Source organism: Oceanibium sediminis (assembly GCF_003265325.1).
GTDB classification, from domain to species: Bacteria; Pseudomonadota; Alphaproteobacteria; order Rhodobacterales; family Rhodobacteraceae; genus Halovulum; species Halovulum sediminis.
This window is the reverse complement of sequence record NZ_QGNX01000002.1, coordinates 379,175-397,191: the sequence shown is the minus strand read 5'-3', so window position 1 is coordinate 397,191 and position 18,017 is coordinate 379,175. Positions and strand designations below refer to the sequence as shown.

Here is an 18,017-nt window from a genome sequence, read left to right as displayed (position 1 = left end):
GTCAGGCGGCCAGCGCCTCGGCGATCACGTCCGATGCCGCGCGCAGCGCGCCGCCGCCATGGGCCAGGCCAAGCGCCTTCAGCCCCGCGTCGATGGTGCCGATGGTGCCCAGGATCGAGGGCGCGTTCAGGTGCCCCATGTGGCCGATCCTGAACAGCCCCTCGCCCGGCGGGGTGGCCGCGCCGTCCAGCCCCAGGCCGATACCCAGCGTCAGCCCGGCCTTCTGCTCGCACCAGGCGCGCAGGCGTGCGCCATGGTCCTGCCCGGCGCGCACCGTGGTGACCGCGCGCGAGCGCTGCGCCGGGTCCGCGATGTTGCAGGCGATCTGACTGGTTTCCGACCAGACATCGACGGCCGCCCAGACCGCGCTGGCCAGCACCGCGTGGCGCGCCCAGACCTGCTCCACCCCTTCCTCGAAAATCATGTCGAGCGCGGTGCGCAGCCCGAACAGGTGATGCGTCGGCGGGGTGCCGCTGAAGTTCTGGTAGAACAGCTCCGGCGCGAAGCGGGGGGCCCAGTCGAAATAGGGGGACACGCGCTCCAGCCCCTTGCGGGCCTCAAGCGCGCGCGTCCCTGCAAAGACGAAGGACATGCCCGCCGGGGTCATCAGCCCCTTTTGGCAGCTCGCGACCAGCACGTCCGCGCCCCAGGCGTCCATCTCGAAAGGCTCACACCCGAAGGAGGCGATCCCGTCCACGAGGAACAGCGCGTCATGTCCGGCCGCGTCGATCGCGGCGCGCAGGGCCGGGATGTCGTTCGTTGCCGATGACGCGGTGTCGGTCTGTGTCGTCAGGACCGCCTTGATCCCGGCCGCGTCCGCGCGGCGCAGGCGCGCCTCCAGCACGACCGGGTCCGCCGCGCGGTCGGTGCCGAAATCCAGGATCTCGACCTCCACCCCCAGCTTGCGGGCGATCTCGGCCCAGCCGAGGGCGAAACGCCCGGTGGAGATCACCAGCGCCCGGTCCCCCGGCGCCAGCGTGTTGACCAGTGACGCTTCCCAGGCCGCGTGCCCGTTGCCGATATACATCCCGACGCGCCCCTCGGTCCGGGCCAGGCGGCACAGGTCGGCAGAGATCGAGTAGGTGATGTCGATCAGCTCCCCCTCGTAGATGTTGGGCGAGGGGATATGCATCGCCTGCAACACCCTGTCGGGGATCATCGAGGGGCCGGGAATGGCAAGGATCGGGCGGCCGTGGGAGAGATTCATCGCAGACTCCAGGAAAGCATTCTCCCGCACCTTAGCTTGCGCTTAGGCGAAGCCAATGCCCTTAGCGACGGTTGTAACGCGCCGCCAGCCGCTCGGGGCTGATCCCGGCAAAATAGAGGGCAAGCGTCGACAGGTTACGCGCCCCCCGCCGGAGCCAGCCGTCATGCGTGTAGCGTTTGGCCGAGGTGACGATCATGTGGCCGATTGGCCGCAGCCGGGCCCGTCCCAGCGCCCGGGCCAGGGCGACATCCTCCATCAGGGGGATGTCGGGCGTGCCTCCAACGGATTTATAAAGCGCGCCGCGGATCAGCAGCCCCTGGTCGCCATATGGCAGGCCGAGCCGCGCGCGGCGGTTCGCCCAGGCTGCGGTCACGCGGGCCATTGTGCCGCTGGCGTCAAAGCGCAGGTCGAAATAGCCCGCGCATCCGGGGTGGGCGTTCATATGCGCGCGCGTGGCGGCGGCCCAGCCGGGGGCGGGCGCGCTGTCGGCGTGCAGGATCAACAGCCAGTCGCCCTTCGCAGCCGCGCAGCCCCGGGCGATCTGCCCGCCGCGCCCCGGCGGCCCGGTGACCAGCGTGGCGCCCGTTGCCTCGGCAATCGTGGCGATATCGTCTTCCGAGCCGCCGTCGCTCAGGATCACCTCGGCGATCAGCCCCTCGGTCAGCGCCTCTCCAAGCGCGCCCAGCGTCGGGCCGAGATGCGGCGCGGCGTTCAGCGTGGGGATGACGATGGACAGGGGCGCGGGCATTTCGGCTTCGGCTTTGGGGTGACAGATGGGGCGCGGGCGACTAGATGCGTCAGAGCAGGAGGATCAGGCGATGACAAGTGGTTTTGTGGCGGACGACAGGGCGGTGCTGCGGGTTTCGGGGGCGGATCACCTGAAGTTCCTTCAGGATCTGGTGACCAATTCTACCAAGGGCCTTGGCGCTGGTGCGGTCTATACCGCGCTGCTGACGCCGCAGGGGAAATACCTGGCGGATTTCTTCATGGTGCCCGAGGGGGACGCCGTGCTGATCGACGCGGACGCGGGCCAGGTCGCGGACCTTGCGCGGCGGTTGATGATGTACAAGCTGCGCGCGGCGGTGGATATCGCGCCCGCAGGGCTTGAGGTGGTGCTTGGCACCGGCCCCTCGCCCGAGGGGGCGTTCGCGGATCCGCGCGATACGGGGCTCGGCTGGCGGCTTTACCAGCCTGAAGGGCAGGGGCTGCCGGACGGCGTTGCTACCTGGGATCCTGCCGCCTACGAGGCGCTGCGCATCGCCCACTGTGTGCCGAAATCGGGCGTGGAGCTGCTGGCCAACGAGACCTTCATCCTCGAAGCCGGGTTCGACCGGCTGAACGGCGTGGATTTCCGCAAGGGCTGCTACGTCGGGCAGGAAGTGACGGCCCGGATGCGCCACAAGACCGAGCTGAGAAAGGGCATCCGCCCGGTGCTCGTGGAGCAGCCCGCGCCGGAACCGGGCACCGAAATCCGCCGCGATGGCAAGGTGGTGGGCACGCTGCATTCCAGCCTTGGTGGCGCAGGGCTTGCCTATCTGCGCTTCGATCGGATCGGGCCGGGGATGGAGGCTGACGGCAAGGCGGTTCAGCTGGCCGAAGCGGGCGCTGAAACCGCCTGACGCCGCCGAACGTATTTCGGCTTAGCCGCGCACCGTGCTGGCGAACTTTGCAAACGCATCGGCGTTCGCGGCGATGCAGCCGTTGCGGCCCATCAGGTCGCTGCCCTCGGCGATGGGCTCGACCATACCGCCCGCTTCCTTGACCAGAAGGATCCCGGCGGCGATGTCCCAGGGGTTCAGCCCCATTTCCCAGTAGCCGTCGTAACGCCCGGCCGCGACATAGGCCAGGTCCAGCGCCGCAGCGCCCCAACGGCGGATGCCCGCGCATTGCGGCGCGACGCGCGCGGTCTGCTTCAGGTGGGCCGGAAGCGCGGGGCTGCCCGCGAAGGGAATGCCGGTGGCGAAGACCATCTCGATCATGTCGCGCCGGTTCGTCACGCGCAGCCGGCGGTCGTTCATCCACGCACCCGCGCCCTTTTCCGAGGTGAACATCTCGTCCTTGACGGGATCGAAGATCACCGCGGCGACGATCTGCTTCTTGTGCTCCAGCGCGATGGAGATCGCCCAATGCGGCATACCGTGCAGGAAGTTGGTGGTGCCGTCCAGTGGATCGACGATCCAGCGGCGGGTCGGATCCTCGCCCTTGACCTCTTCGGATTCCTCGCCCAGCCAGCCATAGGTGGGCCGCGCCTCCGTCAGGGTATCGCGGATGATCTGCTCGGCCTTGATGTCGGCGCGCGAGACGAAGTCGCCCGCGCTCTTGGAGGTGACCTGAAGGTTCTCCACTTCGCCGAAGTCGCGCATCAGGCCACGGGCGGCCAGACGTGCTGCCTTGATCATTATGTTGAGGTTTGCCGAAGCCGTTGTCATGATGGTCCTGCGCTGGTCAATTACGGCCCCTCTCATATGCGCTTCATTTTGAAAGGCAACCCGTGACATACGTGCGGCCCATATTATGGAACATTCAATGACAAGATCACTCGCCCTCAGGGTGCTGAGTGTTACCGACCTCCACGGGGCCGTGATGGCCCATGATTACTTCACAGATACTGTGGATCCCACCCAGGGACTGACGCGCACCGCCAGCCTGATCCGCGCGGCCCGCGCCGAAAAGCAGAACACCGTTCTGCTGGACTCGGGCGATTTCTTGCAGGGCTCGCCCATGGGGGATGTCTGGGTCGCCGCGCCCGAACGGCTGGGCGCGGCGAAGATGCCGGTCATCGAGGCGATGAACACCGTCGGGGTGGAGGCCTCGACCCTGGGCAACCACGACTTCAACTACGGGCTCGGATTCCTGCGGGATTGCCTTGCGGGGGCCGCGTTTCCGGTCGTCTGCGCCAATGTGGCCGCCGCGCCCCTTGGCGCGACCCCGGCCGACGATCGGCCCTTCCTGCCGCCCTACAGCGTGCTGGAGCGCAGCTTTCGAGACGACACGGGGCAGGAGACCACGCTGCGCCTCGGCGTCATCGGGGTCTGCCCGGCCCAGATCATGGCCTGGGACCAGCGCCTGCTCAAGGGCAAGGTCAACGCCCGCTGCCCGGTGGAGGCCTTGGCCCACTGGGTGCCCCGCCTGCGCGCCGAGGGCGTGGACCTGGTGGTCGCGCTCTGCCACGCCGGGATCGAGGATCGCCCCCTGAGCGAGCGGATGGAGCAGGTCGCCGTGCATGTCGCCGCCGTTCCCGGCATCGACGTGGTGCTGGCGGGGCACCAGCACATGGTCTTCCCCGGCCCGCGTTTCGCGCCTTCGCCCCATGTGGACCCGGTGGCGGGCACGCTATCGGGCAAGCCCGCGGTGATGGCAGGGTACAACGGCTCACACCTCGGCGTGATCGACCTGCAGCTGGAGCAGGGCCCCGGGGGCTGGCGCATCGCCCGCCATAAGGCCGAGGCGCGCCCGATCACCGGGACCGGGGGCGTGCCGCTGGTCGTGGACGATGCCACGCTCAGCGCCCGGATGCGGCCCGCGCACGAGGAAACCCGCGCCTATGTCGCCCGCCCCGTGGCGCGCGCATCAACCCTGGTGACCACCTACTTCGTGCCGGTGGCCAGTTCCCCGGCCCTTGGCGTGGTGGCGGCGGCGCAGGCCGAATTCGTGCGCGCGCGCATGGCGGGCAGCGCTTACGACGCGCTGCCGCTCATCTCGATCACCGCGCCGTTCAAGGCCGGGGGCTTCGGCGGGCCCGAGTACTACTCCCGCATCGATCCCGGTCCCGCGACCATGGGCGATATCATCGACCTCTACCTTTATCCCAACGGGATGACGGCGCTGTGCCTGAGCGCGGCAGCCCTGCGCGACTGGCTGGACCGCGCCGCGGGGATGTTCCGCCACGTGCCTGAGGGCTGCGCGGATGCACCGCTGCTGAATCCGGCGTTTCAGACCTACAACTTCGACGTCGCCCACGGCCTGCACTACGCGGTGGACCTTGGTGTTCCGCCCCTGTTCGACGACCAGGGCAACCGCCGCCCGGGGGCGCGAAGCCGGATCCGGGACATGACCCTGGACGGCGCGCCCATGGACGAGGGCCAGCGCGTCCTTGTCGCGACCAACAGCTTTCGCGCCGGCGGCGGTGGCGGATATCCGATCGACGGCGGCGGTGTCCGCGTCGGGGACTGGCCCATATCGGTGCGCGACGTGCTGATGGCCCACGTGCGCCAGCGCGGTGTCCTGGGGGACGAGCCGCCGGCGGATTGGCGCTTCGCATCGCAGCCGGGATCAAGCGTTCTGTTCCCCACCAGTCCGCTGGCCGGGGACGATCTGCCCGACCTTCCCACCGGCCGCCCCGAGCGGGTGGGCCTGCGCGCGGACGGCTTCGCGGAATACCGCATCCGCCTGTGAGCAAGGCACAGAAAGCTTTCCACTTTCTGTCCCCTCGGTCATCATGCTGTCATCGGATCCCGGCATTGGGTCCGCAAAACATTCCTCAACGGTGTCGGGTGAAGCGATCCCGGCCCGTAAGCTCGCAGTATCAGGAGAGTCTCATGAGCATATTCCAAACTCCCACGCGCCGGTCCTTTCTGGCCGGCACCGCCGCGGCCGGCGGCCTGATCGCGCTGCATCCTTTCGCGGCCCGCGCGCAGGCCAACCAGGCGCATCTGCGCGTGATGTCCACCACGGACCTGCACGTCCACGTGTTTCCCTACGACTATTACGCCGACCGCGAATCCGACAGCATGGGGCTGAGCCGCACCGCCAGCATCATCGAGTCGATCCGCGCCGAGGCGACCAACACCATGCTGGTGGACAACGGCGACTTCCTGCAAGGCAACCCGATGGGCGACTACATCGCCTATGAGCGGGGCATGAAGGAAGGCGACATGCACCCGATCATCCAGGCGATGAACACGCTCGGCTACGACGCCTCGACCTTCGGGAACCATGAGTTCAACTACGGGCTGGACTTCCTGATGAAGACCATCGCGGGCGCCAACTTCCCCGTGGTGTCGGCCAACGTGGCCAAGGGCGCGCTGGGCGCGTCCCCGCGCGAGGATACGTTCTTCGTGCCGCCCTACGTGATCGTGGACAAGGAAGTGACCGATGGCGCGGGCGCGACCCACACCGTGCGCGTCGGCCTGATCGGCTTCTGCCCGCCCCAGATCATGACCTGGGACAAGCGCCACCTGGAAGGCTCGGCCAATACGCGCGACATCCTGCTGGCCGCGCAGGCCTGGGTGCCGCAGATGAAGGAAGAAGGGGCTGAGATCGTCGTCGCGCTCAGCCATTCCGGCATCTCGACCGAGACGGTTCACGAGGGGATGGAAAACGCCAGCCTCTACCTGGCCGGGATCGAAGGCATCGACGCCATCGTCACCGGGCACAACCACCTGGTGTTCCCGGGGGGGGGCTTTGAAACCGGCAACGGCATCGATACCGAGCTTGGCACACTTCTGGGCAAACCCGCAGCGATGGGCGGTTTCTGGGGCTCGCACCTTGGCGTGATCGACCTGATGCTGGAACAGGGGCCGGACGGCTGGCAGGTCGCCTCCTTCGAAAGCTCGGTGCGGGGGATCTATGAGCGTGACGGGCGCAACTATGTGCCGCTGGTCGAGGATTACCAGCCGGTGCTGGACGCCGTGGCCGACACGCACCAGGCGACGCTGGACTACATCCGCCGCGCGGTGGGCGAAACCTCGGCGCCGCTGCACAGCTATTTCGCGCTGGTGGCCGACGACCCCTCGGTCCAGGTCGTGAGCCAGGCGCAGACCTGGTACATCGAGCAGATGATGCAGGGCACCGAGTGGGAAGGCCTGCCTATCCTGTCCGCCGCCGCCCCCTTCAAGGCCGGTGGCCGGGGCGGGCCCGAGTACTACACCGATGTGAAGCCGGGGCCCGTGGCGATCAAGAACGTAGCCGACCTCTACCTCTATCCCAACACGGTGCGCGCGGTGGTGATCGACGGCGCCACGGTCAAGGAATGGCTTGAGCGCAGTGCGGGCATGTTCAACCAGGTCGAGCCGGGCGCGACGGACGCGCCGCTGCTGAACACCGCCTTCCCGTCCTACAACTTCGACGTGATCGACGGGGTGACCTACCAGATCGACCTCAGCCAGCCCTCGAAGTTCGACACCGACGGGAACCTGGTGAACGAGGGTGCGAACCGCATCGTGAACCTGCAATACAACGGTGCGCCGATCGATCCGGAGCAGAAGTTCGTGGTCGCCACCAACAACTACCGCGCCAGCGGCGGCGGTTCCTTCCCCGGCGCGACGGAGGAGAACACGATCTTCGTCGCGCCGGACACCAACCGCGACGTGATCGTGCGCTATATCGTGGAGCAGGGAACCATCAACCCCTCCGCCGATGCGAACTGGGGCTTCAAGCCGATGGAAAACACCACCGTCATCTTTGAAACCGGTCCCGCCGGGGCAGAGCATGCGGGTGGCGTGCAGGGCGTGGACATCGCCCCCGCCGGTGATGGCGAGGGCGGCTTCGCGCTGTATCGCATGACGCTCTGAGCGCTGCCTTGATACGGGCCGCCCGGCGCGGCCCGCCAACCCCCTGAGACGGGCCGGAAGCAGCGCTTCCGGCCCGTTGTATTTCGCCCCGCGCGGGGCGCGTCGAATCCTGCTATGATTGCGCCGCGACAGCAGGAGGGCCGGACATGGCGAACCCCCATTGCATACTCATCGGCACAACCAAGGGCGTGTTCCTGCACGATGCCACGGGCGGGCTGAGCGGCCCCCATTGCGACGGCGCGCCTATCAACCACGTGATCGGCGATGGCGAACAGCTCTGGGCCGCCGGCGGGGACGACTGGCTCGGCCGGGGTGTCTGGCGCTCTGACGACCGGGGGGCAAGCTGGACGCGCTTCGACGCCGGGCTGAGCCTTGGCGTACCCCGATCGAAGGGCTCTGGTCACTGGGCCGCGCGGGCGATGCGCTCTACCTCGGGGTGAAGCCCGCGAACATCTTCATCAGCCGCGACAACGGCGAAAGCTGGTCACTGGTCGAGGGGCTGGCGCATCACCCGAGCCGCCCGCAATGGATGCCCGGCGGGGCGGGGCTGACCCTGCACACGATCCTGCACGACCCGGACGCGTCGGAACGACTTTGGGTCGGGGTGTCTACCGCAGGCGTGTTCTTTACCGAGGATGGCGGACAGACCTGGGTGCCCCGGAACCGGGGCACGCGCATGGACTATGCCCCGCCCGAGCATAGCTATCCCGAGGTTGGCCAATGCGTGCACAACCTTGTGCGCGCGCCGGGGGCGGGGGATGTGCTGTACCAGCAGAACCATTGCGGCATGTACCGCTCGGACGATGGCGGTCAGGCGTGGGTGAGTATCGAGGATGGCTTGCCGTCGTCCTTCGGGTTCCCGGTCGCGGTGGACCCGGGGGACCCGGACACCGCGTGGTACTTCCCGCTGAACGGCGATTCAAAGGGGCGCTTCCCGCCCGAAGCCCGCCCCGCCGTCTGGCGTACCCGTGACCGGGGGGCGAGTTGGCAGCCGTTGCGCAACGGCCTGCCGGAGCGGGCGCATTTCACCGTGCTTCGCCAGGCGATGTGCGCCGCGCCCGGGGGAGCGCTTTATTTCGGGACGAACACCGGCTCCCTGTTTTCCAGCCAGAACGCGGGTGACAGCTGGGACGAGTCCTTGCGCCACCTGCCCACGATCCTGTCCGTGGAAGTCGCGCCTGAAGCTTAGGCGCGCTCGGAATATTCCATGGTTTCGGTGTTGACCACCACCTGCTCACCTTCGCCGACGAAGGGCGGGATGGTGATCCGCACGCCGTTGTCCAGCGTCGCGGGCTTGAAGCTGTTGGCGGCGGTCTGACCCTTCACCACCGGCTCCGTCTCGGTCACGGTGCAGGTGACCTTCTGGGGTAGGGTGGCGGACAGGGCTTCTTCCTCGTGGAATTCGACGGTGATGGTCATGCCGTCCTGCAAGAACGGCCGCCGGTCGCCGAGGATGTCGGCGGGCAGTTCGATCTGCTCATAAGTCTCGGAATCCATGAAGACGAGCATGCCGTCGGTCTCGTAAAGGAACTGCTGGTCCTTCTGTTCGAGGCGCACCCGCTCTACCTTGTCCGCGGCGCGGAACCGCTCGTTCAGCTTGGAGCCGTTGCGCAGGTTCTTCATCTCCACCTGCGCGAAGGCGCCGCCCTTGCCCGGCTTGACGTGGCTGACCTTCACCGCGACCCAGAGGCCGTCGTTATGCTCCAGCACGTTGCCGGGGCGAATTTCGTTGCCGTTGATCTTGGGCATGCCGGTCCTCTTGCGGTGGTAAAGTGGTGTGGTGAATTTCCCTATCTCTTTGCCGACGGGCTGGCAAGCGGGCGCGACAGGAGGACAGCGGTAAGCAACATGGTCGTGGCCAGCAGGTCTGTGTGATAGAGGATATCCTCGAAAGGGCACATGGCGACAAGGGTAAGTAGCCCGCCAAGCGCAGCTGCCTTGGCGGGGTCATGAGCGTCGCGGCCGGCAACGATGGCGCGGCGCCAGACGGTCGCGAGCAGAAGCATCACCGCAATGCCGCCGACCAATCCGAAGTCGAACAGAAGCTGCAGCGGCGTGTTGTGAAGGTGATGCTGTTTGAACTCCGGTGGATTGAACAAGATCAGCTGATCAAGGCCGTGTCCGAAAAGTGGGTAATCCAGGACCATCTGAGCGCCAACTATCCAGAGGGTCAGTCGCCCCGATGTGACGTCGCGCCCGTCAACGCCCTCGGTCCAGCGAGTCATTGAGTTGAACAGGCCGTAGTTGGGTGAGGGCGGTTCGAACCAGAGCGAAAGCAGCAGCCCGGCAGTAAGGGCGACTGATGCAAGCCAGATTGTCCGGCCAATTCCGTTGGGTCGCAGTAGCCAAACCCCCGCAACACCCAGGAAAACGCCGATAACGCCTGCACGCGTACCGGAAAAGAACAGGAGTCCGGCCAGCACTGTCAGGCAGATACCCCCGCTCAACTTCACGAGGCGGGAAGGTGACATCCATGCACCCAAACCGCCAAGTACCATGACGAAGCCAGTTGCGACGAGCATGCCCCACTGGCGGACGTTCGGGTAGCCAGCCGGACCTTTGTTCCAGTTGACGGCTGCATCTCCCCCGGATGTAACGAGCGCGTGTACAAGCGTCGGCAGATGGATCAGTGGTTGAAGGATGATCGCAAGGACAATCCAGTAGCCTGTTCTCGCAGGCGTGCGGTTCAATACATAGAGCAGGGCACCCGCGCCGAGGATCGGCGCTACCCGCATCAATAGCCGTGCAAGTGCCCACTCAGGCCACAGCGCGTTGAACAATGCCCCCCAGAAGAATGCGAATACGAAGCCCAGAATAGAAATCTTGACGGTTGCGGATAGCGGCGGTGCAGATGCCCCAAAGGGAAATTTGTGCAGCAGCGCGATCACAATGATTCCGCTCATCGACGCTTGTAGAGGTGCCACCGGGATCACCTTCGCCCCCAAGGGGACGCCTGGGATGCTTAACAAGCCGAAGTGGTTCAGTACGGGCATAACGGCATGAAACAAAGCGAAGATGAAAAGGCCGTGGATCAAGTTTGGCTTTGGAAGCGCCATCACGGATCAGGCAGAGCGGTCTTCGGGCCTTGCCAACAGCACGGCAAAACAGATCGCCACCGCGAGCAGCGGGTCGTTGTGATACATCGCGCCGTCCAGCAGCGCCATCACGCCAAGGCAGATCGAGGCGCTGAGCGCGCCGTATTTCCAGCTTTCGTGCCCCTGAACAGTGCGTGCGACCCCCCGTACCCAGAGCGAGAGCAGGAGGAACAGGGCCGCCGCGCCGCCGAGGAAGCCGAAATCGTATATGAACTGAACGATGAAATTATGAGGCTGGGAATGACGCAGACCCTCCTCGGTGCTGCCGAAGAAGTACTGGTCGAAACCGTGCCCGAAGTACGGGTGATCCATCGCCTCCGCCAGCGCCTCGCGCCAGATGTCCAGCCGCCCGCTGGCCAGTGCGTCGCCTGACGCCACCTGGGTCGAACGCAGGAGGGAGTTGAGCGCGCCGTAGGAGTCGTAGGGCACATCCAGAACAAGCGACGTTCCTGCCCCCGCCACAAGTGCAGCAAGAACGAGCGGCAGCGCGCGCAGAAACGCCCCCGGCAGCAGGATCGTTGAAAGGATCACCGCGCCGCCCACCCCGAGTAGCGCCGCGCGGCCGCCGGACCAGAACAGCGCCGTGGACAACAGGAACAGCACCACGAAGGTCAGAATATGCCCTGGTAGGGCCGCCTTCGGGTGCGCCGCGTAAATCCCGATCGTCGCGCACAGGCCCGCCGCCAGGATCATGCCCCAGATCCGCACGTGCCAGTATCCGATCGGCCCGCCCGCCCAGTTGATCGACGGGTCATGCACGTGGAACACATAGAGCCAAACGACGATCGGCATATGCAGCAGGGTCTGTGCGGGGATCGTTCCGATGATGAACTCGGAAGTGGCCGTCGTCGTCCGGCTGAGGATGTAGCACAGGCCCATGGCCGCCAGAAGGTGCGTGGCGCGCATGGACAGCCCGTTGATTGCGAACTGCGGATGGGTCGCATTCATCGCGATGCCGTAGACGATCGCGACGCCAAGCACCCCGGCAGCCACTTTTTCCGGCAGCGTCAGGCGGAAGCGGATCGTGTTGGACCGCAGCCCCAGGCTGATTGCCGCGAAAATCGCGAGCAGTCCGAAGAAGGGCGGCAGATCGATGGGGGATCGGTTGCGCGCCCCGTCTCCGTCCCCGATCAGCGCCCATGCGGCGAAGGATGCGACTCCGATCAGCGCATAGAACAGGCCCAGCCAGAACACGGTCTGATCGACCTCGGCAACCTCCTGGGGGCGCTCGGTGGGGGTGGATGTCATGCTCTGCCTCGATCTTTTTAAGTAAACTATACCCTGACAGGGGGGCGATATGACATGAAATCCCCCCGCAATGGGCGCGGAACCGCGAAACCGTGGCTTTTTTGCCTGTTCGTTCAGGTTCTTGCATCAGTTGCTAACTGTTGGGTCGCCATGATACTTCGGACCTGTGCGGGGCAGCACGTGTACAAGGGAATTGACGTAAATGGTGGAGAAACCGGTGGAGTTGTCACAACCCGCACCCGTTCGCAGACCGGGGAAGACAAGGATACTCATCGCTTTTTCCGGGTCTGACGACCTGGATTGCGTGTGGACGACCATTGGCGACCTGATGGCGGTCTACAACGTCGCGAAGAAGGTCGTCGCAGAATATGACGAGGTGGATATCCTGTGGCCTCACGGCGGACTCGCCGAACTGACGCCGCATTGCGTCAACCCCAAGCAGGCCGAGCGGCGGGCGCATTCCTACACCACGCTGATCTTCGTCTGTGGCCCGCTCGGCAACGGGTTGCTGCCGTTTTTCGAACGGTTCTGGCATTGCAAGCGCATCGCCGTCGCCGTCAGCATCCTGGAGGGTAACCCGCCCGAGCGCCTGGTCCATGCCTGGTACGCGCGCGACAGCAAGGATGGTGTCGGCTTCGACTTGGCCCTGGCGGATATCGGCTATCCGCATTTCGTCGCCCCGCTGGCGGCGCGCCGGGAAGGGCGGGCCAACATGTGCATGGTCGGGCTTCAGAACGAATACGGCGGGCGCTGCGGCAACCAGCTGGTGGACAAGTACGTGCGTGAGGCGATGCACGGGAAGCGGCGCAAGTGGGTGAACACGCTGCTCGACCTGGATCGCGCCATCCCCGAAAGCACGGAGCTGGATCTTCAGGGCTCCGAGTTCATGATCACGACGCGGCTGCACGGCTCGCTGTTGTCGATCTTTCACAAGGTGCCGCTGGTGACGTTCGACCAGATCCGCGACGGGGCGAAGGTGACGCGCGTGCTCGGCCTGCTCGATCAGCCGGTCCTGCAAGCCTGGACCACTACTACCGACGAAGTGACCGCCGCGATCGAGGCGCTGCCCGAAACCCATTCGGAGGAAAAGATGGAGGCGCGCAAGCAGAAGCTGGTCAGCCTTGCGCGCGCCTCGCTGGATGAGGCGATGACGCTGATTCGCGCGGAAATGGTCTGAGGCGCCGTTCGAAAGGGCGGCTCACAGGGCGGTCGGGGCGCGGCGCATCCGCCGCCCCGCGATCAGCCCGCAGGCGATGATGATCGCGGAACCGGCAAGCTCTGCCGGGGTTGCGCTTTCCCCGAACAGCAGTACGCCGGCGAGCAGGGCGAACAGGATCCGCGTGTAGGGGAAGGGCGCCAGCGCGGACACCTCGCCGTAGCGGTAGGCCTCGATCGTCAGCAGCATGCCAAGGGTGCCGAGCGTGCCTGCGATCAGCAGCACCGCGACATCCCCGCCGGTCAACGCGGTCCAGTTCATCACCGCGCCGGGCGCCGTGCCCAGCGTGGCCACCAGCGCGATCCACAGCATGATCGTCGCCGTGGCCTGGGTACGGGCCAGCACCCGGTTCTGGAAGATCAGCACCGCCGCCGCCACCGCCGAGCCGAGGCCGAGCCACACGCCCGGCGCAATGTCGAACGGGTTCGCGCCGCTGGCCAGCACCACGCCCGCAAAGCCGATCACCGTGCTTGCGGCGCGCACCGGGCCGATCCGCTCGCCCAGCACGAAGGGGGCGAGGATGACCACGAAAAGCGAGGTGGTGAACGTCAGCGTAGAGGCCAGCGCCAGGTCCAGCACTGCGAAGCTGGCGTAGTAGAGCCACCAGCAGATCAGGCTGGTGATCCCGCGCGCGACCAGCAGCCAGGGCTGCGTTGTCCCCGCCAGCGCGGGGTTGCGCCACAGGATGAAGCCCGCGACGATCACCAGTTGCATCAGCGAGCGGAAGAAGACGACCTGCCCGTTGCTCACCCCCTCGCTCAACAGGCGCAGAACGGAGACATCCGCCGTGAACACCGCGGCGGCGGCCACCAGCAGCAGCGCGCCCCGGCGGTTGTCCGTCGTGTCGCTCATCCCCGGCGGAAGGGGACGAAATCGGCGGGGGAAAGGGCCGCGATCTCGCGCAGGATCTGCACCCAGGCGGCCAGCCCGTCGTCGATGGAACTGAGGCGGAAGAACTCGTTCGGGGCGTGGAAATTCTCGTCCGACAGCGCGAAGGAGAACATCACCGTATCAAGGCCCAGGATACGCTCCACGATCTCTGTCAGCGGCAGCGAGGCGCCGATGCGTACTTTCAACGGCTCCTGCCCGGTGGTCTTTTTTAGCGCAGCGCTGGCCGCTGCCAGAAGCGGGTGCCCCTCGGGCACGGCATAAGCGCCCGAGGCGCCGCGCTCGCCCCGGATGTCCAAGGTGGCACAGTTGGGAAGCTGCGCCTTGAGGTGATCTATGACGGCCTGCTGCGCTTTTGCCGTGTCCTGTCCCGGCACAAGGCGCATGGTCAGCTTGGCGAACGCCTCACTCGGGATCACGGTTTTCGACCCGGCCCCGGTGTATCCGCCCCACATGCCGTTCACATCCACGGTCGGGCGCATCCACAGGCGTTCCAGCGTGGAATAGCCCGCTTCTCCATGCGGTTTGGCGCCGATGGGGGCGAAGGCGGCGGTCTCGTCATAGGGGACGGCGGCGATCTCGGCGCGCTCGGCGTTCGTCGGCTCGGCCACGCCGTCGTAAAAGCCCGGCGCGGCGATGCGCCCGGTCGCGTCGTGCAGGCTGGCGATCAGATGGCCAAGCACGTGCAGCGGGTTCGCCACGATGCCCCCGTAGCGCCCGGAATGCAGGTCGGTTTCCGCCGTCTGCACCCGGATCTCGAACCCCGCGTTGCCGCGTGAGCCGACGTTCAGCGCCACCAGGTCGGGCCGCCAGCGCGCGCCGTCCGCGGACAGCACCGCATCGGCGGCCAGCAGGTCGCGGTGCTGCTCAAGAATGCCGGGCAGGGCGGGGGAGCCGGTCTCCTCCTCGCCCTCGATCAGCAGCTTGACGTTGATCGGCAGCGCCCCGTCCACCGACAGGAAGGCGTCCAGCGCGCCGAGGGCGATCATCATCGGCCCCTTGTCGTCAGAGATCCCGCGCCCGTAGAGCCGGCCGTCGCGCTCCACCGGGTCGAACGGCGGTGTCGTCCACTTGTCCAGCGGATCGGGGGGCTGCACGTCGTAATGGGCGTAGATCAGCACCGCGGGCTTGCCCGGCGCATCCAGCCGCTCCGCGTAAAGGCTGGGCTGGCCGTTTGCCACACCGTCGGGGGCGAGCCGTTGGAGGTTCGCGAACCCCATCCGTTCGAGCCGCGCCTCGATCAGGCGGCGGGCGGCTTCCATCCCCTCGGCCATCGCCGGGTCCGCCCCGACCGAGGCGCAGGAGACGAGGGTCTTCAACCCCTCGATCAACTCGGGGCGTTGAGCGAGGGCATGGGCCAGTACCGGGTCCGTCATCGGAAATTCCTTGTCATGTGACGCCGCCATCGACGCTGAGGATCTGGCCGGTGATCCAGCCGGCCTCCTCCCCCGTCAGGAAAGCGGCGGCGGCGGCGATATCCCCGGGCGTGCCGAGGCGCCGGGTGTGGATGCGCTCTACCAAGGCGGCCTGTCCGTCCGCGCCCATGGCGGCCCACTGACGCTCGGTCGCGGGGTTGGACAGGATGAAGCCGGGCGCGATGGAATTGACGGTGACGCCATGGCGGGCGAGTTCCAGGCTGAGCTGCTTGGTCAGCCCGACAAGCGCGTGTTTGGCCGCCGTATAGGCGTGGATGCCGGTCAGGCTGGGGCGCAGCCCCGCGCCGGAGCTGATCGTCACGATCCGCCCCCATCCGCTCGCCTTCATCGCCGGGGCAAGGGCCTGTGCAAGGTAGAGCGACGCATCGACATTGGCCGCGAAAATCGCGTGCCAGGCGTCAGGTTGCACGTCTTCCAGGGGTGTTCCAACCTGGCCGCGCACGCCGCCTGCGGCGTTGACCAATATGTCGGGAGGAGCAAGTTCCGCCCCGATCCGGGCCACCATGTCCTGCACCGCGGCCCGGTCGCCAAGGTCCGCGCCGAAACCGGGCAGGCCCAGCCGGTCGGCCGCCGCGTCCAACGCGTCGCCGTGCAGGTCGCAGACGGCAACGCGCGCCCCCTCGGCGGCCAGCCGCGTGGCGATGGCCGCACCGATGCCGCCGACCACCCCGGTGACGAGCGCTGCGCGCGCGCTCATGCCAGCACCTTGGTCAATTCGTGGAACGTGTCGGTGGACATCTGCCGCCGTCCCTCCTCGATATCGTGGATCAGCTCAACCAGGCGGCGCAGCAGCGGCGTGTCGATGCCGTGGCTTGCGGCGATTTCGGCGACGGTACCGACCTGGGGGTCCACCTCGGTCTTGCGCTTGCGCACGGCCAGGTCGCGATAGATGCCGGTGTGGGTCTTGGCGGTTTTGGAGTTAAACTCGGCCAGGTCCGCCAGGCTTTTCAGGGCATCCGCTTCCGATGCTCCGGGCAGGAAGGCGGCCGGCTCGAACCCGTTGAAGGGGCGCGGGGTGACGCCCTCGGCCACGGCGGTGCGCATCACCTCGCGCGCCAGTCCGGCCAGGGCGGGGCCACGGGCGGGATCGGCGAAATTCACGGTCATGCTGTCGGGCGTCAGGGCGGTCGCGAACAGCATCGCCCCGTAGCCGAGCTTGCCCCAAAGGTAGGCCCAGATATCGGTGGTCAGCACCGCGTCCGGCTCGAACACCTGCATCAGTTCGTGCATCTCGCGGGTGCGGGGGCGTTCGGAGCCGTCAATCTCTCCGATCACCACGGCGCCGCGGTTGCCGAATAGGATGCGGCCCGGTTCGAGCCAGTCCGCGCCATAGTTCACGAAAGCGCCCATGGTGCGCCCGGCCCCGGCGCGCGCGGCGATCACCCGCTCGTTCAACCCGTTCTGCGCGGACAGGATGAACCCGTCCTCGGCAAGATGGGGCAGCAGCGCGTCCAGCGCGCCCTCGGACGCCTGCGCCTTTACCGCCAGAACGATGCGCCGGTACTGGCCGCTCAGCTGATCCGGCGTCACGCAGGGGACGACCTGGCGGAATTCCTCGACCGGGCCTTCGATTTGCAGGCCTTGGTTCGAACAGGCGCGGGCGTGCTCGGCCACGATATCCACCATCTGCACGGGCACCCCGGCCCGCGCCCAATAGGCACCAAGGATGCCGCCGATGGCGCCCGCGCCCCAGATCAGGACCGGCTCAGCCATTGGCCAACTCCGGCCACGGCCCTTCCAGCGCGGCGCGTGTCTCAGCCACACCGGCGGCCCAGATCCTCAGCATGTCCTCGTCGGAGCGCTGCCAGGGGCCGCCGAAAGCGCCGTCGCCCAGAACCTCCCGCGCCTTCGAGGGGGGTGAGGCTTTCATCAGCGCCATGTCCACCACGGGCTTCTCGCCTTCAGGCGCGGGGGCATGGGCCAGCCGGGTCCAGGGGAAATTCTCCATCCAGTTGGCGTGACTGCCGGTGGTGTCGATCGCCTGCGAGGTGGCCCAGGTCTCGGGCGCGTTCCACCAGTTGTGGAACTTGATCGAGGTGTCGCCGAAGTCGTCCATCAGTTCCTGCGCCAGCGCGCCGACCGGGTTGTTGCCGCCGTGGCCGTTCACGATCAGGATGCGCCGAAACCCCGAGCGCCGCAGCGATGAGACCACGTCGCGCACCACCGCCAGAAGGGTTTCCACCCTCAGGCTGATCGTGCCGGGATAGGCGTTGAAATAGGGGGCAAGCCCGTAGGGCATCACCGGGAACACCGGGATATCCAGCGGCTCGGCCGCCTCTTCGGCCACGCGCTCGGCCAGGATCATGTCCACGCAGAGCGACAGTTGCGCGTGCTGCTCGGTGGAGCCGATGGGAAGGATGCAGCGCGGATCACGCGCGGCCGCCGCCTCCACATCGCGCCAGTTCATCGCCGATA

17 protein-coding genes are annotated in these 18,017 nt (G+C 66.9%); 6 read left to right on the top strand and 11 right to left on the bottom strand.

The window, feature by feature from the left end:
* Nucleotide 1: 1 nt before the first annotated feature.
* Nucleotides 2-1,207 carry a pyridoxal-phosphate-dependent aminotransferase family protein gene (locus DJ029_RS07335; RefSeq protein WP_198671077.1) on the bottom strand — a complete coding sequence of 402 codons (1,206 nt, stop codon included), beginning with the start codon at nt 1,205-1,207 and terminating at the stop codon, nt 2-4.
* A 61-nt stretch (nt 1,208-1,268) separates the two neighbouring features.
* The gene (locus DJ029_RS07330; RefSeq protein WP_112321695.1) at nt 1,269-1,955 is read right to left on the bottom strand and encodes a TIGR04283 family arsenosugar biosynthesis glycosyltransferase; all 687 of its coding nucleotides are present in this window, start codon (nt 1,953-1,955) and stop codon (nt 1,269-1,271) included.
* A gap of 70 nt (nt 1,956-2,025) precedes the next feature.
* On the opposite strand from DJ029_RS07330, the gene ygfZ reads away from it, so the two are divergent.
* The gene (gene ygfZ / locus DJ029_RS07325) at nt 2,026-2,826 is read left to right on the top strand and encodes a CAF17-like 4Fe-4S cluster assembly/insertion protein YgfZ (RefSeq protein ID WP_112321694.1); all 801 of its coding nucleotides are present in this window, start codon (nt 2,026-2,028) and stop codon (nt 2,824-2,826) included.
* Nucleotides 2,827-2,847: 21 nt separating this feature from the next.
* Here ygfZ and DJ029_RS07320 read toward each other — a convergent pair whose 3' ends face one another.
* Nucleotides 2,848-3,636: an inositol monophosphatase family protein gene (locus DJ029_RS07320; protein WP_112321693.1), complete on the bottom strand. Its 789-nt coding sequence runs from the start codon at nt 3,634-3,636 to the stop codon at nt 2,848-2,850.
* Nucleotides 3,637-3,721: 85 nt separating this feature from the next.
* On the opposite strand from DJ029_RS07320, the gene DJ029_RS07315 reads away from it, so the two are divergent.
* The 4 genes from DJ029_RS07315 (at nt 3,722) to DJ029_RS07305 (ending at nt 8,908) form a co-directional block, all read left to right on the top strand.
* Nucleotides 3,722-5,602, top strand: coding sequence for a bifunctional 2',3'-cyclic-nucleotide 2'-phosphodiesterase/3'-nucleotidase (locus DJ029_RS07315; protein ID WP_112321692.1), 1,881 nt, complete (start codon nt 3,722-3,724; stop codon nt 5,600-5,602).
* Between the two features lie 143 nt (nt 5,603-5,745).
* Nucleotides 5,746-7,719, top strand: coding sequence for a bifunctional 2',3'-cyclic-nucleotide 2'-phosphodiesterase/3'-nucleotidase (locus DJ029_RS07310; RefSeq protein WP_112321691.1), 1,974 nt, complete (start codon nt 5,746-5,748; stop codon nt 7,717-7,719).
* Nucleotides 7,720-7,865: 146 nt separating this feature from the next.
* A complete protein-coding gene (locus DJ029_RS22470; protein ID WP_308860844.1) occupies nt 7,866-8,159 on the top strand; it encodes a beta propeller repeat protein in 294 nt (97 codons plus the stop codon).
* Complete coding sequence (locus DJ029_RS07305; protein WP_308860843.1) at nt 8,156-8,908, top strand: WD40/YVTN/BNR-like repeat-containing protein; 753 nt, start codon at nt 8,156-8,158, stop codon at nt 8,906-8,908. Before DJ029_RS22470 ends, DJ029_RS07305 begins: the two co-directional genes overlap by 4 nt.
* On the opposite strand, the gene efp is transcribed toward DJ029_RS07305, so the two are convergent.
* The 3 genes from efp to DJ029_RS07290 are packed head-to-tail and all read right to left on the bottom strand — an operon-like array spanning nt 8,905 to nt 12,062.
* Nucleotides 8,905-9,468: an elongation factor P gene (efp, locus tag DJ029_RS07300; protein ID WP_112321690.1), complete on the bottom strand. Its 564-nt coding sequence runs from the start codon at nt 9,466-9,468 to the stop codon at nt 8,905-8,907. The two genes, DJ029_RS07305 and efp, sit on opposite strands and share 4 nt — an antisense overlap.
* Nucleotides 9,469-9,509: 41 nt before the next feature.
* Complete coding sequence (locus DJ029_RS07295; RefSeq protein ID WP_112321689.1) at nt 9,510-10,775, bottom strand: O-antigen ligase family protein; 1,266 nt, start codon at nt 10,773-10,775, stop codon at nt 9,510-9,512.
* A gap of 6 nt (nt 10,776-10,781) precedes the next feature.
* Nucleotides 10,782-12,062 (bottom strand): O-antigen ligase family protein, encoded by a 1,281-nt coding sequence (locus tag DJ029_RS07290; RefSeq protein WP_112321688.1) that lies wholly within the window; start codon nt 12,060-12,062, stop codon nt 10,782-10,784.
* A gap of 304 nt (nt 12,063-12,366) precedes the next feature.
* Between DJ029_RS07290 and DJ029_RS07285 the strand changes: the two genes are divergently transcribed.
* A complete protein-coding gene (locus DJ029_RS07285) occupies nt 12,367-13,239 on the top strand; it encodes a glycosyltransferase family protein (protein ID WP_112321687.1) in 873 nt (290 codons plus the stop codon).
* Nucleotides 13,240-13,260: 21 nt separating this feature from the next.
* Here DJ029_RS07285 and DJ029_RS07280 read toward each other — a convergent pair whose 3' ends face one another.
* The 5 genes from DJ029_RS07280 to DJ029_RS07260 are packed head-to-tail and all read right to left on the bottom strand — an operon-like array spanning nt 13,261 to nt 18,009.
* A complete protein-coding gene (locus tag DJ029_RS07280; protein WP_112321686.1) occupies nt 13,261-14,130 on the bottom strand; it encodes a DMT family transporter in 870 nt (289 codons plus the stop codon).
* The gene (locus DJ029_RS07275; protein WP_112321685.1) at nt 14,127-15,542 is read right to left on the bottom strand and encodes a M20/M25/M40 family metallo-hydrolase; all 1,416 of its coding nucleotides are present in this window, start codon (nt 15,540-15,542) and stop codon (nt 14,127-14,129) included. Before DJ029_RS07275 ends, DJ029_RS07280 begins: the two co-directional genes overlap by 4 nt.
* 13 nt (nt 15,543-15,555) lie before the next feature.
* Nucleotides 15,556-16,299: an SDR family NAD(P)-dependent oxidoreductase gene (locus DJ029_RS07270; protein WP_112321684.1), complete on the bottom strand. Its 744-nt coding sequence runs from the start codon at nt 16,297-16,299 to the stop codon at nt 15,556-15,558.
* Nucleotides 16,296-17,315, bottom strand: coding sequence for a ketopantoate reductase family protein (locus tag DJ029_RS07265; protein ID WP_112321683.1), 1,020 nt, complete (start codon nt 17,313-17,315; stop codon nt 16,296-16,298). The genes DJ029_RS07270 and DJ029_RS07265 overlap by 4 nt, the downstream gene beginning before the upstream one ends.
* Nucleotides 17,308-18,009 carry a creatininase family protein gene (locus DJ029_RS07260; protein WP_232823002.1) on the bottom strand — a complete coding sequence of 234 codons (702 nt, stop codon included), beginning with the start codon at nt 18,007-18,009 and terminating at the stop codon, nt 17,308-17,310. Before DJ029_RS07260 ends, DJ029_RS07265 begins: the two co-directional genes overlap by 8 nt.
* Between the last annotated feature and the right edge of the window lie 8 nt (nt 18,010-18,017).

Coding starts and splice junctions, on each gene's coding strand:
- DJ029_RS07335 (WP_198671077.1), bottom strand. CDS start 1,207: ATGAATCTCTCCCACGGCCGCCCGATCCTTGCCATTCCCGGCCCCTCG.
- DJ029_RS07330 (WP_112321695.1), bottom strand. CDS start 1,955: ATGCCCGCGCCCCTGTCCATCGTCATCCCCACGCTGAACGCCGCGCCG.
- ygfZ (WP_112321694.1), top strand. CDS start 2,026: ATGACAAGTGGTTTTGTGGCGGACGACAGGGCGGTGCTGCGGGTTTCG.
- DJ029_RS07320 (WP_112321693.1), bottom strand. CDS start 3,636: ATGACAACGGCTTCGGCAAACCTCAACATAATGATCAAGGCAGCACGT.
- DJ029_RS07315 (WP_112321692.1), top strand. CDS start 3,722: ATGGAACATTCAATGACAAGATCACTCGCCCTCAGGGTGCTGAGTGTT.
- DJ029_RS07310 (WP_112321691.1), top strand. CDS start 5,746: ATGAGCATATTCCAAACTCCCACGCGCCGGTCCTTTCTGGCCGGCACC.
- DJ029_RS22470 (WP_308860844.1), top strand. CDS start 7,866: ATGGCGAACCCCCATTGCATACTCATCGGCACAACCAAGGGCGTGTTC.
- efp (WP_112321690.1), bottom strand. CDS start 9,468: ATGCCCAAGATCAACGGCAACGAAATTCGCCCCGGCAACGTGCTGGAG.
- DJ029_RS07295 (WP_112321689.1), bottom strand. CDS start 10,775: ATGGCGCTTCCAAAGCCAAACTTGATCCACGGCCTTTTCATCTTCGCT.
- DJ029_RS07290 (WP_112321688.1), bottom strand. CDS start 12,062: ATGACATCCACCCCCACCGAGCGCCCCCAGGAGGTTGCCGAGGTCGAT.
- DJ029_RS07280 (WP_112321686.1), bottom strand. CDS start 14,130: ATGAGCGACACGACGGACAACCGCCGGGGCGCGCTGCTGCTGGTGGCC.
- DJ029_RS07275 (WP_112321685.1), bottom strand. CDS start 15,542: ATGACGGACCCGGTACTGGCCCATGCCCTCGCTCAACGCCCCGAGTTG.
- DJ029_RS07270 (WP_112321684.1), bottom strand. CDS start 16,299: ATGAGCGCGCGCGCAGCGCTCGTCACCGGGGTGGTCGGCGGCATCGGT.
- DJ029_RS07265 (WP_112321683.1), bottom strand. CDS start 17,315: ATGGCTGAGCCGGTCCTGATCTGGGGCGCGGGCGCCATCGGCGGCATC.
- DJ029_RS07260 (WP_232823002.1), bottom strand. CDS start 18,009: ATGAACTGGCGCGATGTGGAGGCGGCGGCCGCGCGTGATCCGCGCTGC.